The organism is Dyadobacter sp. BHUBP1 (assembly GCF_050587785.1).
GTDB lineage: Bacteria > Bacteroidota > Bacteroidia > Cytophagales > Spirosomataceae > Dyadobacter.
On record NZ_JBOBIH010000001.1, the window covers coordinates 344,782 to 360,561 of the forward strand.

A 15,780-nucleotide genomic window follows, 5' to 3' on the forward strand; every position below is an offset into this window, starting at 1 on the left:
TTAATATATTAGGCAAACGGGTTCGCCGCCTGGCGAACCCATTTCTTCAATCTTTCGGTGCTCTGCACCTACAAATCTTGCGGTGCGCTGCACCTACAAATCTTGCGGTGCTTTGCACCTACAAATCTTGCGGTGCTTTGCACCTACAAATCTTGCGGTGCTCTGCACCTTTTTGTGATCTGACTATTATTTGGGGTATTATATATGAAGAAGCTTTTCTATTTAGGTATTGTTGGCATTATCCTTTATGAGATAGCGAAGGTATATTTTATCATGCCTATGCCGGGCAGCCAACGGATGAATAGTATCGACGCCGCTTATATCCTGCATACCTGGCGCTGGCCGTTGCGGATATTGTTCTGGGCGATGATCGTCGCCGGTGGGTTCGCAGTGTTTTCAGGTAAAAGGAAATGGCTGCCTGCCATTATGGTGCTGCTTGCCGCAGGTATTGTCTACGCGACCAACTTTGAAATGGCCGCAGATACGATGTTTTACCAGCCCTCGCAGGTAATCCAGCACAATGCCGCTACCAACAAAGTGGCTATGGATCGGTTGGTGATCGGCGTGGAGGCCAATGGTGAAGCCAAAGCGTATCCGATCCAATATATTGGTTACCATCACCAGGTGCGGGATGTCCTTGGGGGAAAACCTATTATGGTTACTTATTGTACGGTATGCCGCACAGGTCGGGTTTTCGAGCCCACGGTGGATGGCAAACCGGAGGTGTTCCGCCTGGTAGGAATGGACCACTTCAATGCGATGTTCGAAGATAGTCAAACAGGCAGCTGGTGGCGGCAAGCTAATGGCGAAGCGATTGCGGGTCCGCTGAAAGGCAAAATGCTTCCCGAACTCGCCAGCACGCAAACTTCATTGAGCCAATGGCTGAAACTGCACCCAAATAGTAAAGTCATGCAGCCGGATCCTGTGTACCAGGTCAAATACGACTCCATGAGCCGTTACGAATCCGGCCGCGGAAAATCTGCGCTCACCAAGACCGATACATTATCCTGGAAAGACAAATCCTGGATAGTAGGTATTCAGGCGGGTGGCAAGGCCAAGGCATTTGATTGGAATCGTCTCAAAAAAGAGCGGATCATCAATAACCAGGTCGGTAATGTGCCGGTAGCATTGGTGCTCGGCGCCGACAACAACAGCTTTTTCGCATTCGATAAGGGAATTAACGAGCCGTTCACCCTAAGAAACGACACCATTATCACTCCAACCAGTACTTACAATCTACTGGGCAAACGCCTCACCGGCACTGGCAACGATCTGAAACACCTCAACGCTTACCAGGAATTCTGGCATAGTTGGCGCATCTTCCACCCCGGTACCGAACAGTACTAAGTTCGGTACCGGCTATGAGTGTTTTCGCGGCCGCTGCTGTGACATCCGGAAGCATAGCGCTGGTGAAATAACCGCGAAATGATTCCGGTCCACGGGGCGTCAATCATCTTATCAAAAATCTTATCGACATCTGAAAATTAGGGGATTTGACGCTCTTGAACCCACCTAATGACAAATTTGAAAGAGGTATGATAGTTGTTAAGCCAGTTTGCAAGCGGTTGTTGAAGACTGTTCTGGAGTAGAATAATATTCCTACACGAAGGCTCCATTGCTCCGGGTTGATATACGACCTCAATGCGTCCTGTCCTCTTGCTGTCAAATACGATCCGTCGACGATTGTGCCGTTTGCATAGTCGGTTTCTTTTCGAAGCAATGCCGACGAGTACCGGGCATACGAAAGGCCGCCTACCAGTGATAATCCGCGGGTCATCTGAAATTGGTATTGAAGGGAAAAATTCAGCCCAAATGCTTTAATGAAGTTGGTATTGCGATAAATTTCTCGGTAGGTTGAGTCCGCCGTTGCAATCGAGTCAACCCGCTGGCCGACGCGCTCTTTGTCGCCGAAATAGGAATGTAAGGGATTGAAAATAAAGGTGGCAGTATGCCTGTCCCAACTTTTGGAAACGAATACACCAGGGATCGCTAGTCGCAACGGATGCTTCGCGCTGTCGGCTCCGGTGAGCATATAATTGGTCGAGACCACCGACCGCGTGATGTTCCATTCAGGGCCGAAATGCAGATTTGTAAAGATAGACTTTTGCTCTTTTGGTTTCGGTTGGGCTTCATTCAGTACCGGTTTCCGAACAAGTTTGCCTAAATCGCTTGGAGAACCCATGAAATGCCCGCGAAGTGGTTCGAGGCTATTGAGCAAACTTCCTGCGGGCGGAGCAGACGATGTTTTTTCATGGCTAACAGAGGTCGTATTGGCCCGATTGACAACGGAAAATTCGGTTGGTTTTTGGGCACTACCGGCGTTTTCGGATCGGGCAAGAGTATTCGGTGATGAGATATCGGGTTGATCGTCGACCTTGTGAATTCGCGCGTTGCGTTCGGGCGCAGCGGATGAATGTGCGTTACGCCTGCGCGTATACGAGGAGACATGAGCGGGCCCTGCATGATCGGGAGTTTTCAGCTTCGATTCGATACGCCTCGCCGTGATCAGTTCCGAGGCTTTTTGCTCGGGGTGATTGCCATTTACAGAGCTTTCGCTGCTGCCGGTTCCGATTTTTGCCCGGTCGGTTTCAGAGCTAGCATCTCTGTCGACGGCGGTGTTCGCACGATATTTAGCGGTTTTTGTTTGTTCGGTGACAGGATTAGCGTTTCCAATATCTGTGGTATTTCTATGTTCAGAAGGAATCCCTGATGGTGCGATTTGCCGGTATTCAGCTTTATTGCTATTAAAAACAATTAATGCAATTACCGCCGAAACAGTCACTGCTGCAGAGAACGCTATGAATAATCCTTTGAAACTTCCCAAAGATTTCCAGAACTGTGCCGGCCATTTTACGCTATTCATTTCGTCGTTTGCCGTGGCGTCCAGCATATCGCTCATGCCTGCCCACGCGTCGTCCGCCCGAATTTCGGGTTCCGGCAGCGGGTCACGGAGAAACTTGTCGATATGTTTGTCGTTCCTTTTCATCACAGAAGGTTTTCAAAAATGATTTTCAACCTGCTCCTGCTCTCACTTAAATGCCATTTGACGGTGCCTTCGTTGATGGCCAGTGAGCCGGCTATTTCTTTCACCGAAAAGCCATCCATGTAGTACAAGCTGCAAATACGGCGTGTCGCCACCGGCAGCTGCATGAGGTATATGCGAATATCGCTTCCCGAAAGCTGTTCAAAAGGGTTTTCGTGCGCAACAAACCCCATCTTATCCTCGATTTCCACATAATCAAACGCCTGTGTTCTCCGGTCGCGGAGCATGGTGAGTGCAGCATTGCGGACGGTGGTGTACATCCAGCTGAAAAACTCGCCTTTGGCCGAGTCGTACTGGTCGATATTTGCGAATACTTTCAGCATACCATTGTTGATCGCCGTGACGATGTCATGTTTGTCTTCAAAAAAGTTCTTGCAAAGCGCAAACAGGACAGGGTAAAATTGCCGGTACAATTTTTCCTGACTCTGGCGCTCCCGTCGCCTGCAACCCGCCAGTGTATGATGTAATGTATCCAATGAGTATCGAGATGCGTAGCCAGCGATGTTTGACGCCGGCTACACTTGTTTTGTTTCATTGAAACGTTAAAAACGACATTTACGGAAATCGCTCATACCTGCCTTCAACGAACAGTTTTGAGACGTGCCAAAGCTCCTGAAGCAATGGATCGGCGTCGGGCTCCAAGGGTATCGGAGAAAGAGCTGTCGACGATAATGCTATCCCGGAGGGTTGTGTCCTTGTGGATACTGTCATTTCTAATACTGTCATTCCAAATGCTGTCTGTTCTGATAGTATCCAAGGGAATACTGTCGAGCTTCGCACTATCACTCCCCATCCTCGCCGAAACCGGTACCGGAGCATTCTCCTCCAATTTGCCCCGTTCGCAGGCGACCAGCTGGATTAACAACAATGCAACGCATAATACCAGCCATTTTTCTGTTCTCATGACCATCAGTGTTTAAAATTTAGAAAATATAAATGAGGTGGCCACCCTGTCAATAAAATAAACTACGGAGGGAGGGCGGAAGGTTGGGTCTCTTTTAAAAAAATGTTCAGAGAATTCGATTAAGATGTGCTTTGTCAGTAAATACCAGTTAATTGCGCGTTTTATTTTGAAATGGATGCCTAACTAATTCACATGAAACGAATAGCCCTTTTCTTGATCCTGCTGGCTGGTTCTCCGGTTTTTTCCCAGAATTACGATGAAGCGAAAGTTCCGCATTACATCTTACCGGATGTACTGAAAACCACCTCGGGGAAAACAATCCGTAACGAAGAAAAATGGGAGAAGCTGAGAAGGCCGGAAGTCCTGAAACTGTTTGAAGACCATATTTACGGGCAAATGCCTACGGACTACGATAGCATCCGCTATGCACTGACAGAAGACGACGGTGCGGAAATGGCTGGCAAGGCGGTTTTGAAACAGGTAGGTATCACCGTTTTCAGAAAAGGGAACTCGGTGCAGATCAACGTGGTCCTTTTTGTTCCTGTCCAGGCCAAGAAGCCGGTGCCGGTGTTTTTGCTGATTAACAACCGCGGAAAAGAGAATACCGATCCGACAAGGGCGAAAAAGAGCGAGTTCTGGCCTGCCGAAATGGTCATAGACAGCGGTTTCGCGATCGCCGCATTCCATGTGAGCGACCTCGCGCCCGATAATAAAGACACTTACATGAATGGCGTTCTGCAAAAACTTTACCCCGAACAGCTGAAAAAGGATAATGGCATGAAGGCGATAGGGGCCTGGGCCTGGGGCGCGAGCCGCGTGATGGATTATTTTGAAACCGACAAAGATATCGATGCTAAAAAGGTGATAGTAGTAGGGCATTCGAGGGGTGGTAAAACATCGTTGTGGGCGGCTGCGCAGGACCAGCGCTTTGCGGCTTGCATTACCAACTGCTCGGGCAATACCGGTGCAGCTTTGGCGCGGCGCCAATTTGGCGAGCGGATCAGCCGGATCAACACTACTTTCCCACATTGGTTTAACAACAATTACAAAAAATACAATGACAGGGAAAATGCGCTGCCGGTAGACCAGCACATGCTGATCGCGCTCATCGCACCCCGGCCCGTATACGCCACCAATGCGTCCAAAGACCTCTGGGCCGATCCCAAAGGGACGTTTCTCGCGTTGAAGGCTGCTGAGCCGGTGTATGCATTGTACAAGATCCAATCGGGATTGCCCAAAGACCCGCCGGGAATCGATAAGCCAGTCATCGGTTCGCATTTTGGTTATCACAATCGTGAGGGCGAGCATAACATGACGGCCTATGATTGGGGCAATTTTGTCCGGTTTGCCAGGAAGTTTTGAGACGTGCAACGGTTTAAATTAGATTTGGCTCTAAGTAACCGAACATCCCTATTTACCTCTATTTCCTATCAGTATTTATGTTTCAAAAGTTTACGATCGCGTCGCTTTTCGCGTTGCTGCTCATCGCCGGGTGCGCTCCAAAAATCCGGACGAATGTCTCTCAAAAATATCAGCCGCTTAATTACAATGAAGAGGTTTGGGTGCTTCCCAAAGACTCGGTGGGTATAGGCCTGGCGGAAGTGCTGGGGACTGTGAAGGTTGGTGATGCCGGTATGACAACCAATTGCAGTTACACCGTGGTACTCGAAAAAGCCAAAGAGGAGGCCCGCAAAGCGGGTGGTAATGCGGTGCGGGTTATCGAACACAAGACTCCGGATTTTATGAGTTCCTGCCACCGCATCACCGCAGAAGTTTTACGGATTAGCCCCGATCAGATCGCGGTATTGAAACAGGTCGAAACCGAAGCCGATTCGTTGATCGACCATGCTATTCTCTATGTTTATCGTAATGGAGGAGCCGGGGCGTTGGTTAGTTATAATCTGAGCCTTGGGGATTCGGTCATATGCCGGGTTACGAACAAATTCCGCCAGAAAATTGAAATCCGGACGGAGGGAGCGCAGGAGCTTTGGGCTAAAACGGAGTCGAAGGCCTATGTACCCATCGATATCAGAAAAGGGCGCACCTACTATCTCCGGTGCGGAGTAGGAATGGGCGTGGTCGTCGGCCGTCCGACCCTCGACCTGGTCGATAGCCGGACAGGTAAAGCCGAATACTTTAGTAAAAAACGTAAATAAGCCCTCCGATGAAGAACTTCCTTTTCACATTCCTGGTCTGTCTGATCGGGATTGCGGCCGCACATGCCCAGGACCTTATTGTAACAACGTCGGGTGATTCGATTCGGTGCAAAATCACGCGTGAGCAGGGCAATTTTGTGTATTTCACCTACAATAAATTCGGAGTGCCGGCAAAAACACTCATGGCCACGAGCGACATCGCGGATAAGCGCACAAATTTTTATCATGAGCCTGTCGAAATCGTTTCAAAGCCGGTGTTCAATCGCTGGCAGTACCGTTTTCATGGAGGCTATTCACGTCGTGTCGCAAGGGTCAGCGATCAGGTATCCCCGGGCGCGATGAGCTATTTGAAGAAAATGAGGTCGGGCTATACACTAGGCGGGGATATTCATTACTTCATTTCCGAGCCGTTCGGATTAGGGGCGAAGTACAGTTACAATCATTACCAGTTCAAAAACGCCGGTTTTCAGGATAGGGTTAATCTCAACTATTTCGCCGTGTCGGCACTGAACAGGTTGGTCCTGCAGTCGGGAAGCGACGTATACATAGGCGCGAATATGGGTTACCAATCATATAAAGATCAGGTGAATAGCAACGGTGCGCCGGTAAGCATTACCGGCGGAACTGTGGGTGTGGGGCTGGAAATTGGGTATGGCATGAGAATGAGCGATGCCTCGAAACTATACCTGAACTTTTCGGTGCTGAGCGGGACCATTTCGAAGGTAAATGTGAATAGCGGAGGCCGGAAAGAAACGGTGCAATTGGAAAAAGGCGAGTATGAAAGTCTGGCCAGACTGGAACTGACGCTCGGGTTGGTCTTTGGCCATTAACCGGCCGCAGGCATAAAATTTGCCGGTGAACAGGTAAAAGAAGGTAGAAATGCCTTCTTTTAACATTAAAAAATGGCATAATGAAAGAGAGAAAACTCCCCGAAGACCAATCGCTGGTTTTGTTTACCGATATGAATGGCGTTCCCCGTGAAGGAACTTACAAAAAGGCTTCGAAGGCATTTGTTGAAGCCATTGGAGACGAAGGGCCGGAGGATACCGGCAATATTTACCCGGAAGAAGACATTGTATCCTGGGAATACCTCGACAAAAACGACCGGCCCAATCCGGATATTATGATCATTCTTTAGAGAGCCAGTAACGCGCTATTGCTGGTAGAAGATGGTTTCGATGTCCGCGAAGATTTGCGGATGATCAGGACATTATGCGGATCGGCCGGGTCGATATCCACCGTGATCACCTTTCCTGCCACCAATTCGCGCCATTCGGGATAGGATGCATCGTAATCAAACTCCACGACCAGTGGCTTCTCCGCCAATATCTGCACTTTCAACCGGATGTTTTCTGTATTGAAGATGGAAGGTCTGATAGGCCGGGCGTCGAGGATCAGCGCCTCATATTCTCTCCCGGTTTTCAGCACACGTTTCAATTTCCTGTTTTCGCGTACCAGCATCCATTTGCTACTACCGAAGAGCGTAACTGTTGCAAAAGCGAGTGAAGCGATCGTGTAAAGTGTGAGCATTCCCATTTCTTGAGATAGTGTAAAGACTCACGAAATTGCGGCAGCTAAGGCGCAATGGCAAGAAACAGTTAGTGAACGGAGGTTTTTGAGTAGTTTTAGGGAGGAAAGTTACTTCACCGAACCACCTTATCTATTCTGCTATGTATTTTTTCTTCCGACTCATTCCCCCACGCTCTACTTACCATCTTGATATGTCCGAAACTGAGCGGACGATCATGTTGCAGCACATCGACTACTGGACCATGCTCACCGACGCGGGCACTTCCCTTTTGTTCGGCCCGGTCCTCGACCCGAAAGGCGCCTTTGGAATGGCCATTATGGAGGTTGCTTCAGAGGAGGAGGCCAATGAGCTTGCGCAGAAAGATCCTGTCATTGCTGCGGGAATATGTACCTATGAGCTGGCGCCAATGCGTATCGGTGCGGTGCGGAAGGCCTGATAGTTCAGGGATGTTGCGATATGCGTTTTGATCTACTATTTAGAGGGGTTTGGCATAGCCGGTAGCTGCGGGGAAGTAGTACATTGAAAAATCAGTTCATTGCAATAGGATATGCATGAGTGACCAGGTGGCTCAATATTAGCAGTTAATATATGGCTAATAGCGTCATTTTGGTACTAAAGTATGACGGATGTTTTGTTGGCCGCTGCTAGATTTGTCGCAGTTATACTTTAAATCACATATCAAAAAACAAGAGCAGAAGTCGATATGGAAAAGCAAATCACGACATTTCTTACATTCCAGGAAAATAATGCAGAAGAGGCTATGAATTTTTACGTGGGATTATTTGAAAATTCCAGGATTATCGATCTGCGCCGCCATGGAAGTGGCGGCCCCGCCAAAGAAGGGACAATTATGATGGCCAGCTTTGAGCTGAATGGAAAGCAATTTATTTGCAGCGACAGTTTTGTAAAGCACGCTTGGACTTTTTCTCCGGCAATTTCCTTGTATGTCGAATGCAGGACAGAAGACGAGCTTGAAAGACTATTTAATAACCTATCCCAAAATGGAAATGTATATATGCCATTAAATAACTACGGATTTAGCCGGAAATTCGGATGGGTTGGGGATAAATTCGGAGTTACGTGGCAATTGAACCTTCAATAATAAAAAGCACTTAGCGAGTTTGATTCGTTAAGTGCTTGATTTTAAAATGAAACGGTTTGGGGTTGCCAGCCAGCTACCTATGCTTTCTCCACCTCTTATTGCACAGAGAATTTATGTATGGCAGAGGCATTGGGTGCCTGCAACCTGATCATGTAAATTCCTTGCGGGAAGGAGCTGGTATTAACGATTGTCTTTTCAGTTTCCAGTTTTTGGGTTTTGATCGCATTTCCGTTTTTGTCCCAGATTTGCATTTGAACCGGGAAACTCCAAGATCCGTCTAATACCAGGTTGACGCTTCCGGGGGCGGGGTTTGGGAATACCTGAACCGAGTTTCGTTTTTTCTCAGGTTCGCTATAGACGGCTTTCTTTTTGGCTGAATAAGTAAATGCGATTGCTTTTCCTTTGAAGGCGGGTTTGTTCAAATCGATGTGCAGAATGTGGCCATCCGGATTTTTGACGGCTAGTATTTGACCTTTTCTATCAAAACTAAAACCTTCTTGCATACTATTCAGGTTCTGGGCCATTGTCGATGCAAATGTCACGGACAATAAAATGGAGAGCGTTCTTTTCATGGGCTGCGATTTTGGTTTTGTGGTTCTTTATTTGACATCGATCACAATGTCTGTAAACTGGAAACCGTTTTGCCACTCATTGAAAGGGGAGGCAGGGTTTATCAGATCAACGGTGATAAAATGGTTGCCAACCACAACATTCCCATCTAAGAATACCGAGAACCTTGGCTGGTCGAAGGGGAAATAGAGTGCCGGGGTGACAATACTGAGCATTTTTAGTTTAAGGGTGTATTTGCCACGGAATCAGGTGGTCAACTTCTCCTAAATACCCACTTATATAAATATACCTGTCCAGAAACTGCAAGCAATAAGGAATGGCGATGAGCTCATAGACGTAAACATGAGTCTTCATATATCGCGATCCTATCCCGACCTTAATTATGAGTGAGTGCAGACGGGAGGAGGCGACATGATACTTAGTAAATCGAAGATCAAGAAGTCAAAGGAGTTAAGAGAATATATAGAGGGAAAGAGTCTTCCGGTGGTACACGGTATCCATTTAACCGAGATTCGCAAATTGGCTGACAAATTCTTAATCGTGGCCCCGCTAGTAGGCGAATTTGATAAGAGCGAATATGTTAGTACCTGGGGTACAAAGTACTATCCGGAAATTCCCCAATTTGCCGTCTCTGTTGATTTCATCACTCTCGGAAACTACCTATCTGTTTTTGTTCCAGATGACAGCATGGATGATGGGTCGAGCGCATCGATTTAAAAAAGGTCGATTGTCTTAGGCAAAGAAATCGCGAGGCCCGATTGGACTCACAAATCAGTACTTAACAAGTACAAGATTTTCATAATTCATGCAACTAATGATATCATTGTTAGAAAAATTGTGTCATATGATCCGGTCAGCAACTCGTTTCGGTGTGAATCCTACAACCCCGACAAAGCACAATACCCTACAATTGATATCAACGTTGATGAAGTGAGGGAAATTTTCAATATTGAAGTGATAACTCGTTCATTTTAACAAGATAGCCGCTCCCGAGTCGGCTATCTTGTCTCCTAAATATCCTTTGACTCAACTAATAACTTACGCCACAGGAATCTCTAATATCCGGCGGCCTCTCGCGGGAAGCAGTAGGCGGAAGCTACCGCCATCTGTCCAGTTGAAGTTTCAGTTTTTAGTAGATTACCATTAACAAATATATTGACAGTTACGGTGCCAAACGATTCATAGTCATTTATGGCTGACAAGCTTGCATAAGTGTCTCCTTTCAAAGATACAGTCTTCAGAAAGTGGTCGATGTCTTTATAGTTTTCGTTACCTCCAGTTGCATTGGTATATGTAACACTACACTTTCCGCAGGTAACTTCATATTTTACACTATAAGTTTCAAAATCCTTTGAAGCGCGATCGGATTCTGAGTATATAAGGAATCCCGCCCAACACAGAGCAAGTATAGACCAGATCTTGGAGCTGTCACGAATCAACCCTATGATGGCGAAAATCGCTATTCCTACTAGGATCATTGACAGGAAAAGTCGGATGGTGAAAAATGAAACTACGCAGATAGCGATAGCAACGAGACCAAACGTAGAGCTGCCTCCTTTTGGCGGTGCGGGATGTTGGGAAGTTGATAGCATATATCATATGATAGAGGTTACAAATTCCCAATCTAGAATTAATCTCAGATACAGGCCATACCGTTAAATAGTTGTCATGCTACTAGTTTAGAAATACTGCAACTAATTTTCGGGAGGGTTGTCATACCTTGAAGAGGAGTATTCAGGTTGCTTACATCTCCATGTCGATTTGTCCCTTTTCGCCACGTGGTATATGTCGTTTTACCTCCTTGATCTCGTATCCTTTAATGACTTTGTGATCTACCGAAGGGTCGTAAGCTCTTTTTACATCCATCACGACTTCTAACGCGTCTCCCTTGGAAAAGCTGTCTCCGTTATCCACATTTTCATAAAACGCTTTATCTCTGATATAAGCAGAGATTTTATTCCCTTGGTAATAAAAGTCGGATTTGTACTTAGGGTCGAAAGAGAATTTTAGAATGCTAAGAATGGCGCTTTGTGGCCTTTCTGACGTTTCTCCATCAATCGGTGGAGTTGGGGACGCTAGTGCGTGAAAGTCGTTGCGCTCTACTTGTACAATTGGGGTTCCGTCTTTCGCCGCAATCTCCACGGCGGATACTTGTTCGTCGTGTGTTATTCCCTCTCCGGTGATCAATTGTTGAATAGAGCTTATCCAGTTTGTTTAAACTCAATTGGTGTCAAAAATCCAAGTGCTTGATGGGGTCTTTGTGTATTGTAATCCTTAATCCAATGCTCGACCACTTCACGAACTTGTCTTAAATTTCGGAATAAATAAGCGCTTAGGACTTCTCTGCGAAACGTACCATTAAATCGCTCGATGTATGCGTTTTGTGTCGGCTTGCCTGGTTGTATCCAGCGCAGTTCAATTTCGTTTGATTCGCACCATTCGGTCAGCACGATGCTGATAAATTCCGGACCGTTATCACATCGCAAACAGCCGGGCTTGCCATAAGTTTCAATTGTCTGTTCCAAAAGCCGGATAACTCGTCTGGCAGGTAAAGAAAAGTCAATATCTATCCCTAATGCTTGCCGATTGTAATCATCCAATACATTCAAGGTACGAAAACGGCGTCCATCTCTCAATACGTCAGACATAAAGTCGAGCGACCAAACTTGGTTAGTCGCCGTGGGCTTGGCTAAGGGATGTCGAATCCGATCAGGCAACCGCTTTTTCTTACGTCTAGGCAAATTCAGTCCTAATTGCCGGTAAACACGCCAAATTCGCTTATGGTTGTAAGGATATCCTTGTCGGCGTAGTTTGTAACGGATCTTCCAGAAACCCCAACCAGGATGACGTTGTGCGACAGCTTGAACGGCCTGTTCAACTTCATTATCTGTTTGACGTTTGGATTGATAAGCAAACATCCGTCGACTTAATCCTGCTAATCGGCAAGCCCTTTGCTTGCTAAAAGCTTTTGTTTTAACAATCCAATGCGCAAACTGACGACGCTGAGCAGGCCCTACCACTTTTTTTCAATGCCTCTTTCACCACTTCATGCTCCAAACTCAACTCCGCATACATCTTTTTCAACCGCCTGTTTTCTTCTTCCAGGTCCTTCATCCGTTTCAACTCAGAAACCTCCATGCCTCCATATCGCTGCCGCCAGTTGTAAAAAGTGGCTTCACTGATTCCATGCTCACGGGTAATCTGCACAACTGTCTGCCCGTTTTGCTGTTGCTTTAGAATGGCCACGATCTGGGCCTCGCTGAATCGATTCTTCTTCATGTTTCCTTCCGTTTATGAAAATATAATCGGAAAGCTCCATTTATTCAACGATCACTTTTAGGGGAAGCTTACAAAAAGATCAATTCCAGGGAGAAAAAAATTAGAATCGCAGTGGAGCACAGACGGGATTTTCCACCGATGGGGCGACTTGAGAACGCTCGTGTCATCGAAAAAGGTGAGTTCCACTACTTATTAGTCGAAATGGCCTACTTTCCAGATCCTCAACCTGTTAACTGGGATCTATCCCTACAAATTCAGCAATTTAGCGATCCTTTTCAATTTGTTGAAGTAGAAAATATCTCTGCCAGCAGCATTGAAATTTCATTTGACACGATCAATTTCCCATCCAGAAATCAAGCATTTACCTTTGCAGACGAGATAAAACGTGGCGCACCAGAACAGATCGAGGTTACATTCCACGGCAGAAAGTCAGACCTTCCTGACCCTGAAATTCTGCTACGGTTTGTAGAATTCCAAGCATTGTATGAAATCTCAAAACCTTTGCTCAAGAAATTGGGCGAGAAAGCAGCGGACAAACTAGTTGACTCCGCCGTCGACAGTGGCAGTAAGGTGGCCAAGTATCTTTTAAAAGTACTAAAAGATGCGTTCAATCAAATGATTCCATTAGCAAAGCCTGTTTGCGTGCTCTTCGACATACCTGGCGAACCCCACATCGAATTATTGATGAAGACACGAGATGAGAGTGTACTAAAAAAGGCATTCGGCAAGAAACGACTGGATAAAGTTAGGGCGAAGATTGACGAACTTTCAAAAGTAGTTCCTATTGCCAAAATACAGTTTGTATTGACAACTGACAACAAATGGAAATTCAACTACCTGATTACCAAGAAAGGTCAAACAATTGGAACAAAAGAGAGCTTCAAGAAACGAACTAACGTCTATAATTCGCTAACAAACAAACATAGCAAGGCGGCAAATAGGTATCTAAAAAAAGCCAATAACAATGAGAAACAGAATGTCCCAATCATTTTTGGCAAACCACTCTCCGAATAGTCACAATCTCACTGTCTTCGCTTAGCAGTAAATCCAAACCAATCGTCTGAATAACTTCTATCAATACAGTCCCGTGATCATAGCCAGCCGCACCAGAAAATTCCAATAATGCCAATTTTCCAATGGAGCTGTTATTGCCGTTCAATGCTGACCTTAAAAGCTCACAATAATCATAATTGCCTTCTTTTGAGGTGTTTATGAGTAGCTCACTTGGGGAAAGCCCATTGGGAAGCTCACAATGTGTTCTATAGCAGGACAGAAAGCACTGGCATATTATTAAACCTGAGATTAAAGTTGCGCACTTAAAAATACTCCACATACTATTCCTCCAATTATAAGTTCCGAGAGACCGGCCATCCAAGACTTAAAAACACCTCAGAACGCAAAGTGTAGGACTTAATCGGTTTAGCGCATAGTCGACGATGAGTCACCTCAGACACTACTTTACTATTTGAACACTTTAAAATCAATCTGCGTCTTTCCGCCAATGTTCGCTGGGCAGCAGTCATTCGTTCTCTTTCCATTGATGTAGATGTCAAAGCCTCTATACACATCGGAGTATTTCGGATTTCCATTCTCCGCAACGAAAACGGACAGTGTTCCATAGCGTCTAGGAACATCTACGATCCCACTATAATTACCATTCTTATCGGTGTAAACGCGAAGTAATCCCTTTTCACTAGAAAGCCTAGACGCCAGAAAAATCACAGCAATGCTATCCAGACCAGATCCACCAATCTCCGTCACCTGCCCGTGGACTGTACTCTTTCGTGAAAAGATCCCTCCATCCTTGCAACCGAGCAATGTCAACAAGAACAAGAATATCAGCAGCAACGCCCAGTAACCTTTCTTTGATTCCATGTACAAACCCATTTTTGAAGATTTCGAGTACTTGATGCCACGGATGGTAGTCGCATAAATAGGAGCCTTGACGACACGGTGATCATTTAAGCAAATAAGCCCCATTTGTTGACCTCGAGAGGACTTCTCCACCGTTATACACCTTCGAAACATTCGCCCAATCACCACACTTTGTCTTTTTGATGTAAGTTCCTATTTTCACCTTAGCCAGAACTCTGCCGTTTAACTCCAAGGAAAATTCTGGATCATTGGCTTTCCGAGATTCTTGGATCAGCATCGATACAAGAAATACATCTCCCATTCTAACCAAATCAGCCACGTATTTCTGTTTGCGATTTCTAGATATGACACCTTTACCCTCGCAGCTATATCCAAATCAGCCGGATAAGTAAGCGCTCCGTCCATAATTTGAATAGCCAACTCCGGTGGAGGAGTCATGCATTCTACATTATTATTGCAACCAGTACCCGAAAGTGCAATTGTTGAAATACAGAATGTGTGACGGATAGCCTTAAGTAGTCGATTCATTGTTAAGAAGTAAAGGTTCCGTCGTCCAGACCCTGGAATTGCTGTTTTCGTTGCAGGCGACTGGTGGAAATTCCTCAAATTCTGTACTTTGTTGTGTGGATGAGAGAGGTTAACTTAGAGTCAATTGTACGAATATACTCTATGCCGTTACACGTCAGCAAGCTTCGAATCTTAATTACATTTAAATGCTGAAGAGCTAGGCCTTTCATTTTCCACTTAGGTGCAACGCAGCTTTGTGTTAATCCTGTCACAATATCAAAGTTTCTTAACCATCCCTCAAAAACAAACTTATGAAGCATTTTACCATTTCCGTGTTACTCGCATTTTTCCTGTCAGGATGCAGTGGAGAAGAAGAGCGGTTACAAAGTGAACTCGATAATTGTGAAAGTGAATATGCCAAAATTGAGGAGGAGAAAAAACAGCTTCAAGAGGAAGTGGAGGATTTAGAGAACAAATTGCAGCGAACCGAAGAAGAGCTCGAAGAATGTCAGAACAACTTAAGGAAATGTCGATATGATGTGAGCGATTTGGAGTTCAACAACCTTTACAATCAATAGTTGTGTCTCAAATTGTGTAGCAAATAAAAAAGCACTTAGCGAGTTTTACCTCGTAAGTGCTTGATTTTCAAAGTGGGCCCACTTGGAATCGAACCAAGCACCTACTGATTATGAGTCAGTTGCTCTAACCGAATGAGCTATAGGCCCTTTTTTAAACCTTCGTTTGGAGTGCAAAATTAGCGAATCGGTTCAATTCTCCAAATGAATACGACAAGATTAGCTTCTTTTGTCCGTT

General features: G+C 45.8%; 19 protein-coding genes and 1 tRNA gene. 10 read left to right on the plus strand and 10 right to left on the minus strand.

Features of this window, described 5'->3' with window-relative positions:
- Window positions 1-204 precede the first annotated feature (204 nt).
- The gene (locus ACQ4MZ_RS01345) at window positions 205-1,347 is read left to right on the plus strand and encodes a DUF3179 domain-containing (seleno)protein (RefSeq protein WP_430842198.1); all 1,143 of its coding nucleotides are present in this window, start codon (window positions 205-207) and stop codon (window positions 1,345-1,347) included.
- A 103-nt stretch (window positions 1,348-1,450) separates the two neighbouring features.
- Here the strand turns inward: ACQ4MZ_RS01345 and ACQ4MZ_RS01350 are convergent, their stop codons facing one another.
- Window positions 1,451-2,986, minus strand: a complete 1,536-nt coding sequence (locus ACQ4MZ_RS01350; RefSeq protein ID WP_430842200.1) for a hypothetical protein — start codon at window positions 2,984-2,986, stop codon at window positions 1,451-1,453.
- A complete protein-coding gene (locus ACQ4MZ_RS01355) occupies window positions 2,986-3,519 on the minus strand; it encodes an RNA polymerase sigma factor (protein ID WP_430842202.1) in 534 nt (177 codons plus the stop codon). Before ACQ4MZ_RS01355 ends, ACQ4MZ_RS01350 begins: the two co-directional genes overlap by 1 nt.
- Window positions 3,520-3,774: 255 nt before the next feature.
- On the opposite strand from ACQ4MZ_RS01355, the gene ACQ4MZ_RS01360 reads away from it, so the two are divergent.
- From ACQ4MZ_RS01360 to ACQ4MZ_RS01380, 5 genes are all read left to right on the plus strand, one after another.
- Window positions 3,775-3,963 (plus strand): hypothetical protein, encoded by a 189-nt coding sequence (locus ACQ4MZ_RS01360; RefSeq protein ID WP_430842204.1) that lies wholly within the window; start codon window positions 3,775-3,777, stop codon window positions 3,961-3,963.
- Window positions 3,964-4,139: 176 nt separating this feature from the next.
- Entirely contained in the window at window positions 4,140-5,309 is a 1,170-nt protein-coding gene (locus ACQ4MZ_RS01365; protein WP_430842206.1) for a prolyl oligopeptidase family serine peptidase, read from the plus strand.
- Between the two features lie 77 nt (window positions 5,310-5,386).
- Complete coding sequence (locus ACQ4MZ_RS01370) at window positions 5,387-6,103, plus strand: hypothetical protein (protein ID WP_430842208.1); 717 nt, start codon at window positions 5,387-5,389, stop codon at window positions 6,101-6,103.
- Between the two features lie 8 nt (window positions 6,104-6,111).
- On the plus strand, window positions 6,112-6,933 hold the full coding sequence (locus ACQ4MZ_RS01375; protein WP_430842210.1) for an outer membrane beta-barrel protein: 822 nt from the start codon (window positions 6,112-6,114) through the stop codon (window positions 6,931-6,933).
- 80 nt (window positions 6,934-7,013) lie between these two features.
- Complete coding sequence (locus ACQ4MZ_RS01380; RefSeq protein WP_430842212.1) at window positions 7,014-7,241, plus strand: hypothetical protein; 228 nt, start codon at window positions 7,014-7,016, stop codon at window positions 7,239-7,241.
- Here ACQ4MZ_RS01380 and ACQ4MZ_RS01385 read toward each other — a convergent pair.
- The gene (locus ACQ4MZ_RS01385) at window positions 7,238-7,633 is read right to left on the minus strand and encodes a hypothetical protein (protein WP_430842214.1); all 396 of its coding nucleotides are present in this window, start codon (window positions 7,631-7,633) and stop codon (window positions 7,238-7,240) included. The genes ACQ4MZ_RS01380 and ACQ4MZ_RS01385 overlap by 4 nt on opposite strands.
- Before the next feature lie 140 nt (window positions 7,634-7,773).
- On the opposite strand from ACQ4MZ_RS01385, the gene ACQ4MZ_RS01390 reads away from it, so the two are divergent.
- Window positions 7,774-8,070: a YciI family protein gene (locus ACQ4MZ_RS01390; protein ID WP_430842216.1), complete on the plus strand. Its 297-nt coding sequence runs from the start codon at window positions 7,774-7,776 to the stop codon at window positions 8,068-8,070.
- Between the two features lie 267 nt (window positions 8,071-8,337).
- Window positions 8,338-8,736: a VOC family protein gene (locus tag ACQ4MZ_RS01395; RefSeq protein ID WP_430842218.1), complete on the plus strand. Its 399-nt coding sequence runs from the start codon at window positions 8,338-8,340 to the stop codon at window positions 8,734-8,736.
- Between the two features lie 95 nt (window positions 8,737-8,831).
- On the opposite strand, the gene ACQ4MZ_RS01400 is transcribed toward ACQ4MZ_RS01395, so the two are convergent.
- From ACQ4MZ_RS01400 to ACQ4MZ_RS01420, 5 genes are all read right to left on the minus strand, one after another.
- Window positions 8,832-9,308 carry a T9SS type A sorting domain-containing protein gene (locus ACQ4MZ_RS01400; RefSeq protein WP_430842220.1) on the minus strand — a complete coding sequence of 159 codons (477 nt, stop codon included), beginning with the start codon at window positions 9,306-9,308 and terminating at the stop codon, window positions 8,832-8,834.
- 27 nt (window positions 9,309-9,335) lie between these two features.
- Entirely contained in the window at window positions 9,336-9,521 is a 186-nt protein-coding gene (locus tag ACQ4MZ_RS01405) for a hypothetical protein (RefSeq protein WP_430842222.1), read from the minus strand.
- An 840-nt stretch (window positions 9,522-10,361) separates the two neighbouring features.
- Window positions 10,362-10,898, minus strand: coding sequence for a hypothetical protein (locus ACQ4MZ_RS01410; protein ID WP_430842224.1), 537 nt, complete (start codon window positions 10,896-10,898; stop codon window positions 10,362-10,364).
- 151 nt (window positions 10,899-11,049) lie between these two features.
- Window positions 11,050-11,493, minus strand: coding sequence for a hypothetical protein (locus ACQ4MZ_RS01415; RefSeq protein ID WP_430842226.1), 444 nt, complete (start codon window positions 11,491-11,493; stop codon window positions 11,050-11,052).
- Window positions 11,494-11,507: 14 nt separating this feature from the next.
- Window positions 11,508-12,585 (minus strand): IS3 family transposase gene (locus tag ACQ4MZ_RS01420; RefSeq protein ID WP_430842228.1). Its coding sequence is split into 2 segments (ribosomal slippage): window positions 11,508-12,333 and window positions 12,332-12,585, totalling 1,080 coding nucleotides; the frame shifts between segments, so codons are not numbered across the junction.
- 111 nt (window positions 12,586-12,696) lie between these two features.
- Here ACQ4MZ_RS01420 and ACQ4MZ_RS01425 point away from each other — a divergent pair.
- Window positions 12,697-13,599: a hypothetical protein gene (locus ACQ4MZ_RS01425; protein ID WP_430842230.1), complete on the plus strand. Its 903-nt coding sequence runs from the start codon at window positions 12,697-12,699 to the stop codon at window positions 13,597-13,599.
- Between the two features lie 447 nt (window positions 13,600-14,046).
- Here the strand turns inward: ACQ4MZ_RS01425 and ACQ4MZ_RS01430 are convergent, their stop codons facing one another.
- On the minus strand, window positions 14,047-14,460 hold the full coding sequence (locus ACQ4MZ_RS01430) for a hypothetical protein (RefSeq protein ID WP_430842232.1): 414 nt from the start codon (window positions 14,458-14,460) through the stop codon (window positions 14,047-14,049).
- 818 nt (window positions 14,461-15,278) lie between these two features.
- Here ACQ4MZ_RS01430 and ACQ4MZ_RS01435 point away from each other — a divergent pair.
- Entirely contained in the window at window positions 15,279-15,545 is a 267-nt protein-coding gene (locus tag ACQ4MZ_RS01435; protein ID WP_430842234.1) for a hypothetical protein, read from the plus strand.
- 73 nt (window positions 15,546-15,618) lie between these two features.
- On the opposite strand, the gene ACQ4MZ_RS01440 is transcribed toward ACQ4MZ_RS01435, so the two are convergent.
- Window positions 15,619-15,692 (minus strand) — tRNA-Ile (locus ACQ4MZ_RS01440).
- Window positions 15,693-15,780 lie beyond the last annotated feature (88 nt).